The 18,394-nt window shown below is 69.5% G+C and carries 17 protein-coding genes and 1 pseudogene; 12 read left to right on the forward strand and 6 right to left on the reverse strand.

Translation table 11 applies throughout. The features are described 5' to 3' along the window. Window positions 1–5: 5 nt before the first annotated feature. The 3 genes from glgX to treZ are packed head-to-tail and all read left to right on the forward strand — an operon-like array spanning window position 6 to window position 6,176. Window positions 6–2,123 carry a glycogen debranching protein GlgX gene (glgX, locus tag ACLQ20_RS09100; protein ID WP_327031212.1) on the forward strand — a complete coding sequence of 706 codons (2,118 nt, stop codon included), beginning with the start codon at window positions 6–8 and terminating at the stop codon, window positions 2,121–2,123. A 1-nt stretch (window position 2,124) separates the two neighbouring features. After that, a complete protein-coding gene (treY, locus tag ACLQ20_RS09105; protein WP_425854988.1) occupies window positions 2,125–4,446 on the forward strand; it encodes a malto-oligosyltrehalose synthase in 2,322 nt (773 codons plus the stop codon). Then, a complete protein-coding gene (gene treZ, locus ACLQ20_RS09110; RefSeq protein ID WP_311410231.1) occupies window positions 4,443–6,176 on the forward strand; it encodes a malto-oligosyltrehalose trehalohydrolase in 1,734 nt (577 codons plus the stop codon). The genes treY and treZ overlap by 4 nt, the downstream gene beginning before the upstream one ends. Before the next feature lie 79 nt (window positions 6,177–6,255). Here the strand turns inward: treZ and ACLQ20_RS09115 are convergent, their stop codons facing one another. Continuing rightward, window positions 6,256–7,131, reverse strand: coding sequence for an alpha/beta fold hydrolase (locus ACLQ20_RS09115; protein ID WP_327028114.1), 876 nt, complete (start codon window positions 7,129–7,131; stop codon window positions 6,256–6,258). Window positions 7,132–7,232: 101 nt separating this feature from the next. On the opposite strand from ACLQ20_RS09115, the gene ACLQ20_RS09120 reads away from it, so the two are divergent. The 5 genes from ACLQ20_RS09120 to ACLQ20_RS09140 all read left to right on the forward strand — a co-directional run bounded on the left by ACLQ20_RS09120 (window position 7,233) and on the right by ACLQ20_RS09140 (window position 11,815). Further along, window positions 7,233–7,784 carry a YciI family protein gene (locus ACLQ20_RS09120; RefSeq protein WP_425854991.1) on the forward strand — a complete coding sequence of 184 codons (552 nt, stop codon included), beginning with the start codon at window positions 7,233–7,235 and terminating at the stop codon, window positions 7,782–7,784. A gap of 212 nt (window positions 7,785–7,996) precedes the next feature. Further along, window positions 7,997–8,359, forward strand: a complete 363-nt coding sequence (locus tag ACLQ20_RS09125; protein WP_425854993.1) for a hypothetical protein — start codon at window positions 7,997–7,999, stop codon at window positions 8,357–8,359. 20 nt (window positions 8,360–8,379) lie between these two features. Next, window positions 8,380–10,437, forward strand: a complete 2,058-nt coding sequence (locus ACLQ20_RS09130) for a hypothetical protein (RefSeq protein WP_425854995.1) — start codon at window positions 8,380–8,382, stop codon at window positions 10,435–10,437. Next, window positions 10,430–11,092 (forward strand): ElyC/SanA/YdcF family protein, encoded by a 663-nt coding sequence (locus ACLQ20_RS09135; protein ID WP_425854996.1) that lies wholly within the window; start codon window positions 10,430–10,432, stop codon window positions 11,090–11,092. Before ACLQ20_RS09130 ends, ACLQ20_RS09135 begins: the two co-directional genes overlap by 8 nt. A gap of 369 nt (window positions 11,093–11,461) precedes the next feature. Next, complete coding sequence (locus tag ACLQ20_RS09140) at window positions 11,462–11,815, forward strand: nuclear transport factor 2 family protein (RefSeq protein WP_121398058.1); 354 nt, start codon at window positions 11,462–11,464, stop codon at window positions 11,813–11,815. Window positions 11,816–11,864: 49 nt separating this feature from the next. Here the strand turns inward: ACLQ20_RS09140 and ACLQ20_RS09145 are convergent. Next, a pseudogene (locus ACLQ20_RS09145) lies at window positions 11,865–12,474 on the reverse strand (transposase family protein). A 37-nt stretch (window positions 12,475–12,511) separates the two neighbouring features. On the opposite strand from ACLQ20_RS09145, the gene ACLQ20_RS09150 reads away from it, so the two are divergent. The 4 genes from ACLQ20_RS09150 (at window position 12,512) to ACLQ20_RS09165 (ending at window position 15,359) form a co-directional block, all read left to right on the forward strand. Further along, window positions 12,512–13,321, forward strand: a complete 810-nt coding sequence (locus tag ACLQ20_RS09150) for a hypothetical protein (RefSeq protein WP_425854998.1) — start codon at window positions 12,512–12,514, stop codon at window positions 13,319–13,321. After that, entirely contained in the window at window positions 13,318–14,529 is a 1,212-nt protein-coding gene (locus ACLQ20_RS09155; protein ID WP_425855000.1) for a pectate lyase, read from the forward strand. Before ACLQ20_RS09150 ends, ACLQ20_RS09155 begins: the two co-directional genes overlap by 4 nt. Before the next feature lie 227 nt (window positions 14,530–14,756). Further along, window positions 14,757–14,966 carry a hypothetical protein gene (locus ACLQ20_RS09160; protein WP_425855002.1) on the forward strand — a complete coding sequence of 70 codons (210 nt, stop codon included), beginning with the start codon at window positions 14,757–14,759 and terminating at the stop codon, window positions 14,964–14,966. Between the two features lie 45 nt (window positions 14,967–15,011). Beyond that, complete coding sequence (locus tag ACLQ20_RS09165; protein ID WP_425855004.1) at window positions 15,012–15,359, forward strand: hypothetical protein; 348 nt, start codon at window positions 15,012–15,014, stop codon at window positions 15,357–15,359. 286 nt (window positions 15,360–15,645) lie between these two features. Here the strand turns inward: ACLQ20_RS09165 and ACLQ20_RS09170 are convergent, their stop codons facing one another. The 4 genes from ACLQ20_RS09170 to ACLQ20_RS09185 form a co-directional block, all read right to left on the reverse strand. Further along, a complete protein-coding gene (locus ACLQ20_RS09170; protein ID WP_425855005.1) occupies window positions 15,646–16,062 on the reverse strand; it encodes a hypothetical protein in 417 nt (138 codons plus the stop codon). Between the two features lie 385 nt (window positions 16,063–16,447). Further along, entirely contained in the window at window positions 16,448–16,933 is a 486-nt protein-coding gene (locus ACLQ20_RS09175) for an NUDIX domain-containing protein (protein WP_425855007.1), read from the reverse strand. 40 nt (window positions 16,934–16,973) lie between these two features. Further along, the gene (locus ACLQ20_RS09180; RefSeq protein ID WP_425855008.1) at window positions 16,974–18,143 is read right to left on the reverse strand and encodes a hypothetical protein; all 1,170 of its coding nucleotides are present in this window, start codon (window positions 18,141–18,143) and stop codon (window positions 16,974–16,976) included. Between the two features lie 46 nt (window positions 18,144–18,189). After that, entirely contained in the window at window positions 18,190–18,333 is a 144-nt protein-coding gene (locus ACLQ20_RS09185; RefSeq protein ID WP_425855010.1) for a hypothetical protein, read from the reverse strand. Window positions 18,334–18,394: the final 61 nt, after the last annotated feature.

Raw genomic sequence — 18,394 nt, forward strand, 5'->3', positions numbered from 1 at the left:
GCGACATGCAGGTCTGGCCGGGTGAGCGGTACCCCCTGGGGGCCACCTACGACGGGATGGGCACCAACTTCGCCATCTTCTCCGAGGTGGCCGAGCGGGTCGAGCTGTGCCTGTTCGACGAGTGGGACACCGGGGCCGAGCGGCGGATCGAGCTGCGCGAGGTCGACGCGTACGTCTGGCACGCGTACATCCCCGGCATCGAGCCGGGGCAGCGCTACGGCTACCGCGTGCACGGCCAGTACGATCCGGCGAACGGGCTGCGCTGCAACCCGGCCAAGCTGCTGCTCGACCCGTACGCCAAGGCGATCGACGGCGACGTGCGGTGGGACCCGGCCGTCTACGACTACGAGCACGGCGACCCGGAGCGGATGAACACCACCGACTCAGCGCCGTTCATGCCGAAGTCGGTGGTGGTGAACCCGTACTTCGACTGGGGCAACGACTCCCCGCCCCGCATCCCGTACCACCACTCGGTGATCTACGAGGCGCACGTGCGCGGCCTGACGATGCGCCACCCGGACATCCCCGACGAGCTGCGCGGCACGTACGCCGGCCTGGCCTCCCCGCCGATGATCGAGCACCTGACGAAGCTCGGCGTGACCGCCGTCGAGCTGATGCCGGTGCACCAGTTCGTGCACGACCACCGGCTGGCCGACCTGGGGCTGCGCAACTACTGGGGCTACAACACCATCGGCTTCTTCGCCCCGCACCACGGCTACTCGGCGCTCGGGCACCTCGGCCAGCAGGTGCAGGAGTTCCGGGGCATGGTCAAGGCGCTGCACGCCGCCGGCATCGAGGTCATCCTCGACGTGGTCTACAACCACACCGCCGAGGGCAACCACCTCGGCCCGACGCTGAGCTTCAAGGGCGTCGACAACCCCAGCTACTACCGGCTCAGCGAGGAGGACCGCCGCTACTACGTCGACTACACCGGCACCGGCAACAGCCTCAACGTACGCAGCCCGCACTCGCTCCAGCTGATCATGGACTCGCTGCGGTACTGGGTGACCGAGATGCACGTCGACGGGTTCCGCTTCGACCTCGCCGCCACCCTCGCCCGCGAGTTCTACGAGGTCGACCGCCTCTCCACCTTCTTCGAGGTGGTGCAGCAGGACCCGGTGGTCAGCCAGGTCAAGCTCATCGCCGAGCCGTGGGACGTCGGGCCGGGCGGCTACCAGGTCGGCAACTTCCCGCCGGTGTGGACCGAGTGGAACGGCAAGTACCGCGACACCGTGCGCGACTTCTGGCGCGGCGAGCCGGCCACCCTCGCCGAGTTCGCCTCCCGCATCTCCGGCTCCGCCGACCTCTACCAGGACGACGGGCGCCGCCCGTTCCACAGCATCAACTTCGTCACCTGCCACGACGGGTTCACGCTGCGTGACCTGGTGTCGTACAACGACAAGCACAACGAGGCCAACGGCGAGGAGAACCGCGACGGGGAGGGCCACAACCGGTCCTGGAACTGCGGCGTCGAGGGCGACACCGACGACGAGACGGTACGCGCCCTGCGGGCCCGGCAGCGGCGCAACTTCCTGGCCACCCTCGTGCTCTCCCAGGGCGTGCCGATGATCGGCCACGGCGACGAGCTGGGCCGCACCCAGCGCGGCAACAACAACGCCTACTGCCAGGACAGCGAGCTGGCCTGGGTCGACTGGGACGCCGCCGACGCCGACCTGCTGGAGTTCACCCGCAAGCTGGTCGACTTCCGCCGCCGCCACCAGGTGTTCCGCCGGCGGCGCTTCTTCACCGGCCTGCCGGTGCGTTCCCGGCTCGTCGACGAGCCCCTGCCGGACCTGGCCTGGTACACCCCCGACGGGCGGGAGATGACCGGCGAGGACTGGGGCAACGACTTCGGCCGCTCGGTGGCGCTCTTCGTCAACGGCGAGGGCATCCGCGAACGCGGCCAGTACGGCCAGCGCCACCTGGACGCCTCCTTCCTGCTCTGCTTCAACGCCCACGACGCCCCGCTGGACTTCACCGTGCCCGGCCCCGAGTTCGGGCCGCGCTGGGAGGTGGTGATCAGCACCGCGGAACCGGAACCGGAGAAGACCACGGTCGTCGAGGCGGGCGGCACCCTCTGCGTGCCCGACCGGTGCGTGGTGGTGCTGGAGAGGAAGGCCTGACATGTCGAGCACCCCTCGACCCGACGCGCCCCGGGTGGGCACCACCTACCGGGTGCAGGTCCGCCCCGGCTTCGACCTGGACGCCACCGCCGAGCTGGCCGACTACCTGGCCGGCCTCGGCGTCACGCACCTCTACAGCGCGCCCCTGCTCACCGCCACCCCCGGCTCCGCGCACGGCTACGACGTGGTCGACCACCGTGCCGTCAACCCCGAGCTGGGCGGCGAGGCGGCCCGGCAGCGGCTGCTGCGGGCACTGCGCGCCGCCGGGCTCGGGATGGTCGTCGACATCGTGCCCAACCACGCCGGCGTGGCCGTGCCCGCCGCGAACCCCGCCTGGTGGGACGTGCTGCGCCGGGGCCGCGACTCGGCGTACGCCGGTTGGTTCGACGTCGACTGGGACCGGGGGCGGCTGCTGCTGCCGGTGCTCGCCGACACCCCGGACGCCCTCGACGACCTCAAGCTCGCCGACGGGGAACTGCGCTACCACGAGCACCGCTTCCCGATCGCCGACGACACGGGAGACGGCAGCCCCCGCGAGGTGCACGACCGGCAGCACTACGAGCTGGTCTCCTGGCGGCGCGGCGACACCGAGCTGACGTACCGCCGGTTCTTCGCCGTCTCGGACCTGGCCGGGCTGCGGGTGGAGGACCCGGAGGTCTTCGCCGCCACCCACGAGCTGGTGCTGCGGTGGGCGGCGGCCGGCGAGGTCGACGGCATCCGCGTCGACCACCCGGACGGGCTGCGCGACCCCTCGGCCTACCTGGCCCGGCTGCGCGCCGCCGCGCCCGACGCGTGGCTGGTGGTGGAGAAGATCCTGGAGTACGGCGAGGAGCTGCCGGACTGGCCCGTGGAGGGCACCACCGGCTACGACGCCCTCGCCGCCGTCTGCGGGCTCTTCGTCGACCCCGACGCGGAGGGCGACTTCACCGCCCTGGACACCCACCTCGTCGGCCGGCACACCTCCTGGCAGGACCTCACCCACGACACCAAGCTCGCCGCGGCCACCCGCCTGCTGTCGGCCGAGCTGACCCGCCTCGCCGCGCTCGCCGACGACGTCGAGCACGACGTCGCCCGCGCGGCGCTGGCCGAGCTGGCCGCCGCGTTCCCGGTCTACCGGGGCTACCCGCCGCACGGCGCCCGGCACCTGGCCGCCGCCCGCGCCGAGGCCGGCCGCCGCCGCCCCGACCTGACCGCCGTGCTGGACGCGCTCACGCGCCGGCTGCGCGACCCCGACGACGAGCTGGCGAAGCGCTTCCCGCAGCTCACCGGCGCGGTCATGGCCAAGGGCGTGGAGGACACCGCCTTCTACCGGTGGAGCCGCTTCGTCGCGCTCAACGAGGTCGGCGGCAGCCCCGCGCACTTCGGCGTGCCGCCGGCCGAGTTCCACCGCTTCGCCGCCGCCCGGCAGGTGCGCTGGCCGGCGAGCATGACCACCCTCTCCACCCACGACACCAAGCGCTCCGAGGACGTCCGGGCCCGCCTCGCCGTGCTCAGCGAGCTGCCGGGGCGGTGGGCCGACCTGGTCGCCCGGTGGACGGCCCGCGCGCCGCTGCCCGACCCGGCCTTCGCGCACCTGCTGTGGCAGACCGCCGTCGGCGCCTGGCCGATCGAGCGGGAGCGGCTGCACGCGTACGTCGAGAAGGCCGCCCGGGAGGCGTCGGCGTCGACGAGCTGGGCCGACCCCGACCCGGTCTTCGAGCGGGCCATGCACGACGTGGTCGACGCGATGTACGACGACGCGCAGCTGCACGCCGAGCTGACCGCCTTCGCCGACGAGATCGCCCCCGTCGGCTGGTCCAACTCGCTCGGGCAGAAGCTGGTGCAGCTCGCCATGCCCGGGGTGCCCGACACCTACCAGGGCACCGAGCTGTGGGACAACTCGCTGGTCGACCCCGACAACCGCCGTCCCGTCGACTTCGCCGTACGCCGGGAGCTGCTGGCCCGCCTCGACGCCGGCCCGCTCCCGCCGGTGGACGCCGGCGGCGCGGCGAAGCTGCTCGTGGTGTCGCGGACCCTGCGGCTGCGCCGCGACCGCCCGGAGCTGTTCACCGGCTACCGGCCGGTGCCGGCCCACGGGCGCGCCGGGCGGCACGCGCTCGCCTTCGACCGGGGCGGCGCGGTCGCGGTCGCCACCCGCCTGCCGCTCGGGCTGGCACGCGCCGGCGGCTGGGGCGACACGACTCTGTCACTTTCCGTTCACGAGGTGACCGACCTGTTCACGGGCCGGTCCTACAGTGGCGGGCAGACCCCGCTGGCCGACCTGCTGGCCACCTACCCCGTCGCGCTGCTGGCTCCCACCACCGAGTCCGTGGAGGCTTCATGACCGAGTTCACGGTGTGGGCGCCGCAGGCCGCCCGCGTCCGGCTGCGCCTGCCGGGCGTCGCCGACCACGAGATGCGCTCCGGCCCGGACGGCTGGTGGCGGGTCGAGGTGCCCGCCGCCGGCCCCGGCACCGACTACGCCTTCCTGCTCGACGACGACGAGCGGGCGCTGCCCGACCCCCGCTCGCCCTGGCAGCCGGAGGGCGTGCACGGGCCGAGCCGGCGCTACGACCACGCGGCGTTCGAGTGGACCGACCAGGCCTGGACCGGCCGGCAGCTGCCCGGCGCCGTCCTCTACGAGCTGCACGTCGGCACCTTCACCCCCGAGGGCACCTTCGACGCCGCCATCGGCCGCCTCGACCACCTCGTCGACCTCGGCGTCGACATGATCGAGCTGCTGCCCGTCAACGCCTTCAACGGCGAGCACAACTGGGGCTACGACGGGGTCTGCTGGTATGCCCCGCACCAGCCCTACGGCGGGCCGGACGGCCTGAAACGGCTGGTCGACGCCGCCCACGCCAAGGGCCTGGGGGTGATCCTCGACGTCGTCTACAACCATTTCGGGCCCTCCGGGGCCTACGCGCCGATGTTCGCGCCGTACCTCACCGAGCAGAGCAACACCTGGGGCCGCACCGTCAACCTCGACGGACCGCACTCCGACGGCGTGCGTCGCTACATCGTCGACAGCATCCTGATGTGGCTGCGCGACTACCACGTCGACGGCCTGCGGCTCGACGCCGTGCACGCCATGCCCGACTCCCGCGCCACACCCTGGCTCGAGGAGGTGGCGATCGAGGTCGAGGCCCTCGCCACCCACCTCGGCCGGCCGCTGTCGCTGATCGCCGAGTCCGACCTCAACGACCCCCGGCTGATCACGCCCCGGGAGGCCGGCGGCTTCGGCCTGCACGCCCAGTGGAACGACGACGCCCACCACGCCCTGCACACCCTGCTCACCGGCGAGCGGCAGGGCTACTACGGCGACTTCGGCTCGCTGGAATGCCTCACCGACGTGCTCACCGGCGGGTTCTTCCACGCCGGCACCTGGTCCAGCTTCCGCAACCGCCAGCACGGCCGGCCGGTGGACCGGCAGCGCACCCCCGGCCACCGGTTCGTCGCGTACCTGCAGAACCACGACCAGATCGGCAACCGGGCCACCGGCGACCGGATCTCCGCCACCCTCTCCCCGGGGCTGCTGCGCGTCGGCGCTACGCTGCTGTTCACCGCCCCGTTCACCCCGATGCTGTTCATGGGCGAGGAGTGGGCCGCCAGCACCCCGTGGCAGTTCTTCACCAGCCACCCCGAGCCGGAGCTGGCGACCGCCGTCGCCACCGGGCGCAAGCGTGAGTTCGCCGCGCACGGCTGGCCGGAGGGCGACGTGCCGGACCCGCAGGACCCGCAGACCTTCGTCCGCTCCCGGCTCGACTGGGCCGAGCTGGACAAACCCGAACACCGCGAGATGTACGAGTTCCACAAGCGGCTCATCGCGCTGCGCAAGAGCCGCCCCGACCTGTCCGACCCGAGGCTGCACGCCGTGGACGTACGCCCCGGCGACCAGTTCCTGGTGATGCGCCGGGGCGGGACCCTCGTGGCGGCGAACCTGGCCGCCAAGCCGCAGCGGATCACGCTGCCGGGGGTGGCACGCCGGGTGCTGCTCGCGACGGGGGAGGGGGTCACGGTGATGCGCGACCGCATCGAGCTGCCGGCGGAGACGGCGGCGATCGTGGCGCTCTGAGCGGCGCCCGTCGTCGCTTTGCCGCCGGCAGCGCGGTGGCGGCCGCCGGCGGCGACCGGCCCGCCCCCGCCGTCGGCGGTCAGCCGGCGTCCAGCACCTCGCGCAGCCTGGCCGCGAACTCGGCGGGCTTGCCGGCGTAGCCGAACTCGCCGTCGAGGAAGCCGCCGTGGTGGCTCGGGAACACCACGGCCTCCTGGCCGAGCAGCGCCGCGGTGGCGACGGCCGTACGCGCCGTGTAGGTCCCTTCCGTCTCCTCGCCGACCGCGATCACGATCCGGGTCGGCGCCGCCGTGAGCGCCGCCGCGTCGGGGCGGTAGTCGGTGACCGTCCCGGAGGCCTTCGACAGCAGCGGGTCGTCGCGGGAGCCGTCGTCCTCGGTCGGCAGGCCGAACGCCGCCGGGTCGGGCGCGGGCTGGGCGAAGTAGGCGTCGGTGAACTCGCCCTGCCAGGAGACCAACGCCATGAAGGCGGCCATGCCCGCGCCCATGCCCTTCGCCTGGTACGCCTCGTGGACGGCGGCCTGGGCGCGCTCGGCCGCGGCGGCGTCGGGCAGCACGGTGGTGATCGGCGGCTCGTGCGCCACCAGCGTCGCCACGTCGCCGGGGTGGACCGAGACCAGCTCCAGCGCGGTCACCGCCCCGCCGCTGCTGGCGAACACGTCGACCGGAGCCGCGCCGAGCGCCTCGATCAGCAGGTGCAGGTCGGCTGCCTGCTGCTGCGGCGTGTGGTCCGACCGCCCGTCGCTGCGGACGCTGCGGCCCAGGCCGCGCGGGTCGTAGGTGACGACCGTCCGGTCGGTGAAGTGGGTCGCGAGCGCGTTGAAGCCCTCCGCCGCCATCGGTTGACCGATCATGAGCAGCGTGCGGTGCCCGCCGGAGGCCGACAGTGGACTGCGCACGTCGTAGACCAGGTCGACGCCGGGCGCGGCGAGGGTGTGGGTCTCCATCGTCGTCATGCCGGCGAGCGTACGACCGACGGGTGACAGATCCGGTGCCACACGCGGGAAGCGGCACCCACCCGCCCCGGGGTTTCGGCGCCGGCGTCAGGATCTGCGGTATGGAGTTCTTCTGCTACCACCGCGACCGGTCCGGCTCTCTGGCTCTGCGCAAGGAGCTGCGCGAGGAGCACTGGTCCTACATGGACCGGTACGCGGAGCGGATGATCGCCCGTGGGCCGACGTTCGCCGCCGACGGGAAGACGCCGACCGGCAGCGTGCACATCGTCGACCTGCCCGATCCCGCCGCCGCCCGGGCATTCGCCCTCGACGAGCCCAACTACCAGGCCGGCGCGTACCGGGACGTGCTGCTGCGCCGGTGGCACAACACGCTGGGGCGCACCATGTGGGACTTCCCGGGCGGCCGGACGGGTGGTGACCGGTACCTGGTGCTCGGCCTCGGGGCGGGGGAGGCCGCCGACCTGGACGTGAGCGCGGACCGGGACGAGCTGATCGCGTACGGGCCGCTGCTGTCGGACGACGGTGTCATGTGGCTGGGCACGGCGGCGCTGGTCCGGGCGGAGGACCCGGACGAGGCGCGTGCCGTGCTGACCCCGGACCGGTACGCCGAGATCGAGGTCCACGTGTGGGCATTCGGCGGACGACCGTCATGACCCCGTAGCCCGAAGAACGACCAATTCCTTTCATTCGCTCGTGTCGCTCCCACGCCGATGGAGGGCGGCCATTCGGGCGCGCGCGACAATCCGTGAGCTCGCGAATGGCATCGCCACGCTCAAGGCTTGGGAAAACGATCTCTCAGTGTGACCGGAGCGCGACCTGCTGTCATAATGAAGGCCGTTCCGGTCTGCGAAGGACGGTGGTGCTCGTGTCCGGGGTCGAACTGATTGTGGCCGCGTTGGCTGCGGGAGCGGGTGCGGGAGTCAGCAACACCGCCAGTGCTGCCATCCAGGATTCGTACACCCAACTGAAGGCGGTGCTGGTCGGCCGGCTGCAGAACCGCCGGCAGGCTCGGGACGCACTGGACCAGGAACTGACCGAGCCGACGGCGTGGGAGGCCGTACTCGGCGCGGACCTGCGCGCTGCCGGCGCCGCCGATGACGAACAGGCGATCGCACTGGCCCGACGGATCCTCGAGCTGATCGATCGACAAGGGCCCCGAATCGACCTACGGCACAGCCGCGGGGTGCAGGTAGGGAACGACAACGTCCAGACCAACACCTTCCACTAGCCGACCGGCACGGATGCGTGGTGGCAGAACAGCGCGATCAGCAGGACTCCCGCCGGTTCAACATCCCTAAGGCCCGCGGGGGAGTGGCCGGTGACCACAACATCCAGGTCAACCTCTTCAGCGCGCCGCCGGAGAGGTCGGTAACCGCCCATCCGTCGATCCCTTCCTCTCCAGGGGCGCTCGAGGTGTTGCGCGCGAGCGTCAACAAGGTCGTCTCCGAGCAGGTCAGGCTGCTCACGAACCGTGGCCTCCTCGTCGTGCCGTGGTCGCTGCAGACGAGCGGGACGGACGGGCCCGAACCGGCTGCTGGCATCTCACCCACATGCGACGACGACCTCGGTGACTTGGTGGCGGGTGGCGGTCAGTTGATCGTGGTCGGGGATTCTCAGTCCGGCAAGACCACCCTTGCTACCCGGATGGTCAAGCTCATCGCGGACCGCACGGACAAACAGCCCGTCGTCTTCACGCTTGCCACCTGGAATCCGCGCACCACCCGCCTGAAGGCCTGGATGCTCGACGTGCTCCGCTCGACTTCTCGACAGAACGGCACCAGCCAGGTCGCCGCCCTCGCGGCGGCGCTGGACGCAGGCGAGATCATCCCGGTGTTCGATGGCTTCGACGAAATCGACGAGGCGTTCTGCGGCAAGGCGTCCCAAGCGATCAACCTCTTCGTCGACGACCGACCCGCAGTGCTCACCGGCATTCCTCGGCCGTCGCATTCCCGGGCGCTCTACGCCGCCCTGCCCGGAGCCGAGGTCATCGAACTGGCTCCTGTCGAAGCGAGCGAAGTGGCGCGTTACCTCCTGAACGTGCCCAAGCCCGAGCGGGCACGGTGGCGCGCCATCTCGGCGCTGGTCGAGGCCGAGCCCAGGTCGACCGTAGCCGCCGCGCTGTCATCACCGCTGATTGCCTGGCTGACCAAGAGCGTCTACGCGACCGGCCCCGAGCCGGCTGCCCTCGCCACGGCACGCGACGCGACCGAACTGCTGGACGAGGACAGGTTCCCGACTCAGGCCGCCATCGAGAACCACCTCCTCGGCAGCCTCGTCACCGCCGTCTTCGGCCTCCGCGTTGCAAGTCCCGACGGGGACCTCGCCCCGGTCAACGAATTCCCGCCGCAGGACGCAAAGCGATGGCTGAGTTTTCTGAGCGAGCACGCGGTCAGACGCATCATCGCCTTCTGGGAGATCAGGTACTACGCGCCGCTGTACCGGCTGGCCCTTGCCGCGGCGGCGCTCGCGGGCGTCACGGTCGGTGTCCTCAACCGCTCTGTCCCCGTGTTCGCCGGCACCGCGACTCTGCTGTCGCTCGCTGGCCTGTGCTTCGGCTTTGGATGGGCCCGGGGATACGCGGCTGGGCGAGCCCGTGGACCGGCGGATCCTGCCCGGGCCGGATATGCCCGGGGAGGCGTAAACAAGGACGGCGACATGCGTTCCCACACGCTTCGGCTGGCGCAGGGTCTATTGTTGATCACGCTCAGCTACGCGGTTTGCCGGATCACCATGCTCGGGCTCGCTGAGCCGGCCGGCTGGCTGCTGGGCCTGTCACCTGGCCAGGCCCGGCTGGGTGCAGTCCTGGCGACCCCGGTGGCTGTCGGCGTCGGCATCCTCGGCGGCCGGATCGCCGCCGCCGTGCTGCGGGCCGCGCCGTGGCTGGACGCGAAGACGGGGGCCCGGACGGCCGACCCGCTCGTGGTCATCCGCAACGACCGGCGATCCGGGATCGGCCTCTTCCTTCTCGCGTGTGTCATCCTGGCCGTCGGATACCTGGTCTACTACGTTGCAGTCATGCCACTCGGTTTCCCCAACGGGATATACCTGGTGCCCATGGGGGCGAGCGTCGCCGTGTTCTTCTGGAACGAGTGGGCTTGCTACAAGGTCGCTCACCTTTGGCTTCTGTCACACCACCTGCTGCCCTGGCGCTTCGAGCAGTTCCTGCAGACCTGCCATGACGGCGGAATCCTCCGCAAGAACGGGAACCACTTCGAATTCCGTCACCAACGTCTGCAGGACTGCTTGGCGGAGTCGTACCCCGGCCACGGTCGCACTCGGCGAAACGCGTCCGGCCACCGTGTTTGACATCGCGCCGGGCACCACCGGGCTGACCATCGAGGACATCGCCCACATCCTGATCCCCGGACGGGGCCGCAGCGTCGACGGGATCGGGCTCAGCCCGGACGGCCTGTTGCGCGTGCAGGTGGCGCGCGAGCTGTACGAGCAGGTGACCAGGCCGCGGCAGGGCCGGATCGTGTGCTCCGGGTACAAGTCGCCCGTCGACTTGAAGGGCCTGCCGTGGACACCACCGGACTCGCCCGGAGAGCGGTTCTGCGGCATGCCCGAGGCGGACATCATGAAGGCCGAGCTGCTGGCCCGGGACGTACCCGAGGACGTGATCCGCGTCGAGCGGCACTCCATCGACACGGTCACGAACTTTCTTCGTTCCGAGACGGAAGGGCACTTTGGTGACGACCGGCCAGTGGCGATCGTGGCCCAGGTCGACCATTTGCACCGGATGCTGTCTGTCATCGCGCCCCGGACGCTGCGCCGTCCGTACCTGGGCGTGGTCGCGCCCGGAACAGAGGCGAAGCGCGAGGGTGGGCTGGTCGGCCTGGCCAGCAGGGCGATCGTGACGGCACTTCCGAACGATGCGAGTCGGGCGGTGGCGGTCGCCACGAGGCGCGCCAGCGGCGTATGGCGCACTGTCCGCGCGTTGGGCATGCGCGAATACCACTAAGCTTTTTCCAGCGAGCCCTTCATCATCCTTTGTTGCGGCTGGGTTCGTCGTGGTATAGGACGGCGATGGTCTGCCCTATTGTGGTGGTGCGGTGTGGCATCAATACAGCCTGGCTTCCGGCCGGGCCATGGGATCTTGATCGGCCGTTGTCCAACCCGGGCCTCGCTTCCGTGGCACCGACATGTGTCCAGGTTCGACAGGACCGATGATTCCGCGCTGCGGAGCAGGGCAGAAGAACCTCTCCGTTGGGCCGTCCAGGGTCGTGCCGAGGTTCGGTTGTGCCGTCTACGCCCTACCGGGCTGACGTCGCCGTTCTGCCGCGAGCGAACCCGCTTGTCTTGTTGCGGCGCGCTGCGGAGGATCGGTGGAATGGATCTCCTCACCGCGGAACGGCAACTCCAAGCCGCCCAGCGCGCCGCCGACGTCGAGTCCCTCGACGCGCTACTGCACCCGCAGGTCGTGGGTGCCGGACCGGACGGCACGGTCTTCACGAAGGAAGACGACTTGGAGAGCTACCGCTCCGGTGCACTGCGAATCACCAGCCTGGTGGAGGAGTCGCTCGACGTCCAGGAAGACGGTCAGACTGGGGTGACTCGCATGGTCGCTGCGGTGGATGCCGTTCAGGGCGGTGCCGCCATGTCCGCGCGGTTGCGCTACACCCGACTCTGGGTGCGTGAGGACGGCAACTGGCGGGTGTTGGCCGCCACCTTCGTCCCGGTCTAAGGGACGCCTCGTAACTGGGTGAAGGCGTTGCCCGGCACCGGACCGGTGGTCAGCCGGCGAGGATGATGTTGTGGAGGTTGGCGATGCCGGAAGCGGCGTCGCTCAATGTGTGGGCGGCGCGACGGTAGTCACGCAGGATCTTGAAGCTTCATCCTGGCCATGGCGTGTTCGGTGCCTGCTCGGACGGTTCTGTGTTCGACGTCGAGGGCTTGCTTCCAGGCTGGTAGGTCGGTGCCGTCGGCGGGCTTGCGGTACGGCATGATCACCTGCGGGTTGCCCCGGTAGCCGCCTTCGGCCATCACTGGCCGCCCGGTCAGCTTCTGGTCGATGCCCGAGGCGCGGTAGACGACCGTGTCGTTGCGGTTGCCGGGCTGCGGGTCCCCGACGGCGATGACCAGGCGGGTGCTGGCGTCGATGGCGACCTGCAGGTTCGTCGAGTACCGGTAGTTCTTGCTGTGGGTGGCCAAGCGGTGGTCGCGTGTGGGGATCAGGGTGCCGTCGACGATCGCGATCTGCTCGCCAGTAGGTGGCCACCAGCAGCACCCGGTCGGCGAGGCCAAGGCCAACTGCCGGCCCGGCCGGCCGTCGGCGATGCCGTCGCCGCCACGCTCGGCGACCAGCCGGACCAGTGGTCCTGCTCGACCATCCTGACCAGACAGACGCCCGGGGTTACACGGCGGCCCTTAGCCTCGGCGCGTGGATGACGAACTTCTTTGCCGGCTCAGGGCCGAACGGGCCCGGGCGCTGCTCTACGACGCCGACCCGCGCCACGCGGTGATGCTGGCCTGCGACCTGCTGGTGGCCGGCGTCGACGGCGACGCCGTGGTGGCGCTCGCGGCAGAGTCAGATCGGACGCTGCCAGCGCATGACGCGAATCGACGCCTGGCGGCGGTCACCGCCGAACTCGGGCTCCCGGAGCCGGAGCTACCGACGGCGGTGGCGCTGATCGCGGCCGACACCTGCGAGCGGATCCTCGACCACAGCATCCCCGCCGAGGTGGGAACCCACCGCCTCTACGTGGTGGGACACGAGGGCAGACCGCTGAACGACCTGCTACCGATGGTCGCCGCCCTGGCCGCACATCTCGAAGACGACCTCGGCGGGCGGGCCGACGACGACCTGCAAACCCGGCTCGCCGCGTTGGCCCGGACCATCCTGAACCGCCTGAAGCTAAAAGTTCGGCTTGAGGCTGCGCTGCCCGAGGGCTTGGGCGACTGCCGACACGCGTGCGCCTGGTTGCCTGCTGTGCGACCCCATGCCCATCCATTGAGCCTTATCGCCCTGACCTTGCAGGTCAGGCGATGCGCCCCGGCCCACCTGCGCAACGGTGGCACCTACACCCACCTCGCCGCCGGATCCGCCGTCGGGGTCGCCACCGATGGCACTACGCACAGGAAGCGATCGTCAACAAGAAGTGATCCTTGCCTCTTCATTGGTCAGTCTCTATCGTTGTCGGAAAGCGCTTTCCCGTCCCCGTGCTCATGCCTGAAAGGTGAACTCAGATGAGACGCAAAGTCGCCACGCGGTGGCTGGCCGGTGGTGCCACCGCGGTCGCAGGTGCCGTCGTCGCCCTGGCGCTGCAGGTTCCCAACGCCTCGGCCGCCACGAACCTGAGCCTCGGCGCCGGCGCTGACGGCTCCAGCAAGGCCAGTGGTACCAGCTATGGCAACGTCATCGACGGCAACCCCAGCACCTACTGGTCGCCGAGCGGCTCGACCGGCACGGTCTCGGTCAAGTGGGGCAGCGCCACGACGGTGTCCTCGGCCGCCATCGTGCAGGCCTCGGGCGGCGGCTCGATCAGCGGCTGGCAGCTCAAGAACCACGACACGGGCTCCGTCCTGGCCAGCGGCAGCAGCGCCCCCAGCACCATCAACTTCTCCTCGACGTCGCTGAAAAAGATCTCCTTTGTCATCACCAGCGCGTCCGGCACCCCACGGATCGCCGAGTTCGAGACGTACTCCAGCGGCGGGTCGACCCCGACCACCAGTCCGACCAGTGGCCCCACCAGCAGTCCTACGGCCAACCCGACCAGTAACCCAGGCGCGCCGACTGGTGCGTGGCCGTCGTCGGCCGGCTCGGTGAGCATCTCGGGCACGGTCAGCGTCTCCGGCACCTTCGACGGCGGGATGAAGACGTACTGCTGCATCGGTGACGGTGGACAGGGCGAGTCGCAGGACCCGATGTTCAAGATCGCCAACGGTGGCACGCTGCAGAACGTCATCCTCGGTTCACCCGCCGGTGACGGCGTGCACTGCGAGGGCACCTGCACACTGCGCAACGTGTGGTGGAACGACATCGGTGAGGACGCCGCCACCTTCAAGCAGACCAACGGCGGTACCTCCTACATCGTCGGTGGCGGCGCGCGCAACGGCAGCGACAAGACCTTCCAGCACAACGGCAACGGCACGGTCAACATCTCCGGCTTCTACCTCAAGGGGTCCGGCAAGCTGTACCGGGGCTGTGGCAACTGCTCCACCTCGCACACCCGTCACGTGCGTATCGACAACGTCCTCGTCGACGACATCGACATGCTCGCCGGCATCAACAGCAACTGGAACGACACCGCGACGATCACTCGCGTGGTCGTAATCGGCTCGGCCACCATCTGCGGCAAGTACAAGGGTGTGCCCAAGGGCAGCGAACCCAGCTACCTCGGTGAGGGCTGGAACGACGCCAACTGCAAGGTCAACAGAAGTGACGTCACCTTCCGGTAGTCACTAGACACGCTTGTTCGCGAAGGGGCACCCGCCGCCAGGTGGGCGCCCCTTCGGTGTCCGTCGTGTGGGGGCGAGTTCACTGAACCCGTGCTCCACTTCGGCGGCATTCTGATGTCTTCGAAGCCATAGATTCTCCCTGTCAAGGGAGGGCACGGCCTTCGGGCTGGGCGAGGATCGCAACTCTACGGTCCACACTCCGCGTGGCGTGCGATGCGCTCGAGGACGTGAACGGCCTGGGCCAGGTGCGCGGGGTTGATGGCTTCGAGAGCCTGTTGAAGGAGCTGCCGGCGCGCGGCGTGGACGCTTTCGAGGGCACGGATGCCTACAGGCGTGATCGTGATGAGGAAGGCTCGGATCCGGTTTCTGTTTGGTTGACACGAAAACTTTCTGGGTGGATCGTGGCATCGACGCTGATAAGTTTGTTCCTGGGTTGAGCCGAGCTTTGGTCTCCCCCCGAGCACCATCCCGGAAGGACACTCATGCGAAGGTCCGCCTACCGAATCGCCTCAGGTCTCGCCGCCGCCCTGCTCACCATGCTGACCGCGACGCTGTCGGCGTCGCCGGCCGCTGCTGGCGAGCCGTTTCAGAGCCCCGACACGGGCCTGGTCTTCTACTCGAGCTACCCGACCGAGGTGGTCGGCAGGCAGGCCACGCCTGACGGCGTCTGCCGTCAGGTCCCGGCCGACGCGACCTGGCTGCTGGCCTGGAGCGGTGGCTTCCAGAGCGTCCCCGGCTACCGGACCCCCGACTGCAGCGGTCAGGCCTCTGAGCTCAACAACTTCCACAGTTGGCCGAAGGGCTATTACCTCACCTACAAGGCCAGTTGACCAGTGCTTCCCTGTGGTCGTTCGCGGGCGGCCACCGGGAAGGCGGCGGCCCGCGTTGCGAAGGGCCGCGTTTCCGAACGCGGCAGCGACGGCCGCATCCTGTTTGTTCCGCACGACCTCTCGACGGTGACTGCTTGCCGTCCATGGACAGAACCACCGTTACCGCAGACCAGAATGGATCACCTGCTGGAGTGTCAGTTCTTGGTTGACGCCGATTGGCGTGTGGGGCGCCGCCAGCAGACGACGACCCCACACATTGCCTGCCGTTGTCGTCGGACGGTTCGCGTCAGTAGATTCGGCCGCTAGAAAGGTTGATGCAAGCTGTGTTGTTGTTCACGAGGCACTCCTGCCCTGTGATCCTCGTGACGTTTCCGGCGAAATTGAACTCTTTGGTGACGGTCTTGCCGGCCCCGCTGGAGTTCCCCACGCCCTCGGTCCGCGTGCCGCCGTCGTTGTAACTGGCAGTAAGGCTTACGACGGCCGCGTAGCCGTCGGATTTGGTGTCCTTGACCTTCACCTCCACGTACAGGCGCCCGCCGGACCACCACCAGGTGCCGTACGCCCAGGCGCCGGCGACGTCACCGGGCGTGCCGGTCAGGTCCCAGCCGGTTGCCGCCTGGGCGGGTGCCGGGGCAATAGCCACCGCACCGAACGTCGTGACTGTCGCTGCGGTCAGGGTGGCGACGAACCGGCGCATCCTCATGGCGTACCTCCATCTGAATCGGTATGTCCGGAATACTTTCGCAACGTTCCGCGGTGGGCGCGTCAACCGACGAGTTGGCCTTTCGCTAATCCCAACGCGGTGCAGGCACAGTGGACGCCTACTGCCGTCGTTGTACCTGTGGCGGACGAGCATCGGTCCTACATGGACCGCTACACCGCTGCGATGATCGCGAGGCGTGCCGTGCCGACCTCTGACCGGTACGCCGAGATCGAGGTCCACTCTTGGGCGTTCGGCGGACGACCGTCATGACCTCAAAGGAGCCGCAGCCGCAAGATCTGTGGACCCCTTGTACCCGCTGGCCTGGGCGGACCTGAACGACCGGAGCACCGTGAGATGTGCGAGTTCCACAAGCAGTTATCGCGCTTCAACGTCGAGGGACGGTGCCTCCGGCGAGATACACCGGAACATGTTGGGTTCGGGCTCGTATCGCCGCATCGACCCGGGGCACAACGTTGACTGGAAGCCGTTGCTCAACCTCCCGGAGCGGAAAGAAGGCGACATTTTCGAGTTCCTGCCCAGGCAGGTCGATGCCCTCAAGGCCGTCGAGCGTTCCGCAGTCGAAGGTGAAGTGGATCAGGGCGCGGGGCCGCTGCCCTGCGGCAGGCGCCCAGTCCACGACGAGAAGATCACCCGCATCGACAGCCAGCCCCAGTTCCTCGCGGACCTCGCGGGTGCATGCTTCATGCGGATACTCGTCCTTTTCGACGTACCCGCCTGGGAAGGCCCAGTGATCGCGGTACGTGGGTTTCACGAGTAGAACTCTTCCTACCGGGTTAGTGATAAGCGCTCCTGCGGCAGCATGGAAGGCGGGCAGGTTGGCATACCAGGTGGCGGGATCCGTCCAGGTCACCTTGCGACGCTAGCCGCCGTGTCTCCGTGTTGTCTCGCTGTCAGTTGTGCGTTCTACCAGCCGGAAGATGCACAAGGAGGCCGTTGACCTGGGGCATTGCTCTGTGGGGGGTGAGCGCGGTGATGAGTTCGCGGACACGGTGGGCCACGCGAGCGGAGTGGACGCCCGGCGCGTACCCCGCCAGCTCGCGCCCCCAGTCGCAGGCGGCGTCGATGTCCCCGGCACGAGCATGGATCGTGGCAATGAGCGCGGTGTGTAGGGCACGTGTTCGGGCGTTCTGATCGGCGAGCATGACGGCGCTGGGCGCGTGTCGCAGGGCCTGTCGACATAGGCGTAGGTCGCTCAGACACCGTAGCGCCGCGCCAGCGAAGTGAGCCGCGCTGAAGTAGGAAGCCCACCGAGGGCAGCTGCCCGCGTCCATCCTGTCCAACGCACGCTCGGCCTTTGCCAGGGCGCTTTGACGTGCGCGCCGTTCACCCGAGCCGCCGTATGCGCTGGCGGCGGTCGTGTACAGCCGGGCGCGGACTGCGGCGGGGGCGCGGCCTGCTCCGTCGATGGCGGCCTCGGCGAGTCGTGCAGCATCTTGAGCGTGCCCGAGATAGACGGCCTGAGTGGCGAGGTTGGCGAGCAAATGGGCACCGTACAGGCGGTCGTCGGCAGCCTTGGCGAGCCGTAGGGCGACCGTCAGAAGCCTTTGGGCGGCGGGGTGGTTGCCTGCGTCGTAGGACATGAAGGCGAGCTGGCCGGAGAGCGTTGCGACTGGGCGCATGAGATTGCGCCCAGTGGCGTCCGTGTAGTTGCCACGCAGCATGGGGGAGACCTGGCGCGTCAGTAAATCGATCATGATCGCCCGGGTGCGCGGCGAACCGCCCCCGTGGCGTCGATCGAGCTCCGTGAAATGGTCGGCGAGGGCATACAGGGAATCGATGTCAGCAGTCGTGACCGACTGCCGGCCGCTGTGCGTGACCGTTTCGTCCGGGAGGTCGTACCGCCAGGCGAGCGCAGCCTGCAGGGCCGCGTCGTTCTGGAACGCCCCGTTGGACTGCGGGTTGAGTTGCTTGGCGAGCATCGCCCAGAGTTGCTCGGCGGCGTTGACTGCGTGACTGGGAGAAGGAGGGTAGCTGGCGTTTGTGTCGACATCTGTGGCCGTGAAGCCGAGTTCTGCTGCGGCAACGGAACGGCCGAGCTTCCGGGCGAACGTCTTGGCCATGGCGTCTTGGACGTGCTCGGCCGGGCGACGCCCTCGGAGCCACCAGTCACACGCTGGCGGCGTCGTAGCGCCAGGTGCCGTGGACGCGACCCGCGTGGTTGAGCTGACGCGCGAAGGCGGCGTGGGCGTTGCCATAGCCGGCGGCGCGAAGCAGAGCCTCGAACGCCGTATTCGTGACCGGCCGCGCCATGAATGAGCCTCCAGGTATCGAGCGACTACCAACGGTGACGAGCCTATGTGGCTACTGCGGC

The organism is Micromonospora sp. DT46 (assembly GCF_049841735.1).
GTDB classification, from domain to species: Bacteria; Actinomycetota; Actinomycetes; order Mycobacteriales; family Micromonosporaceae; genus Micromonospora; species Micromonospora reichwaldensis.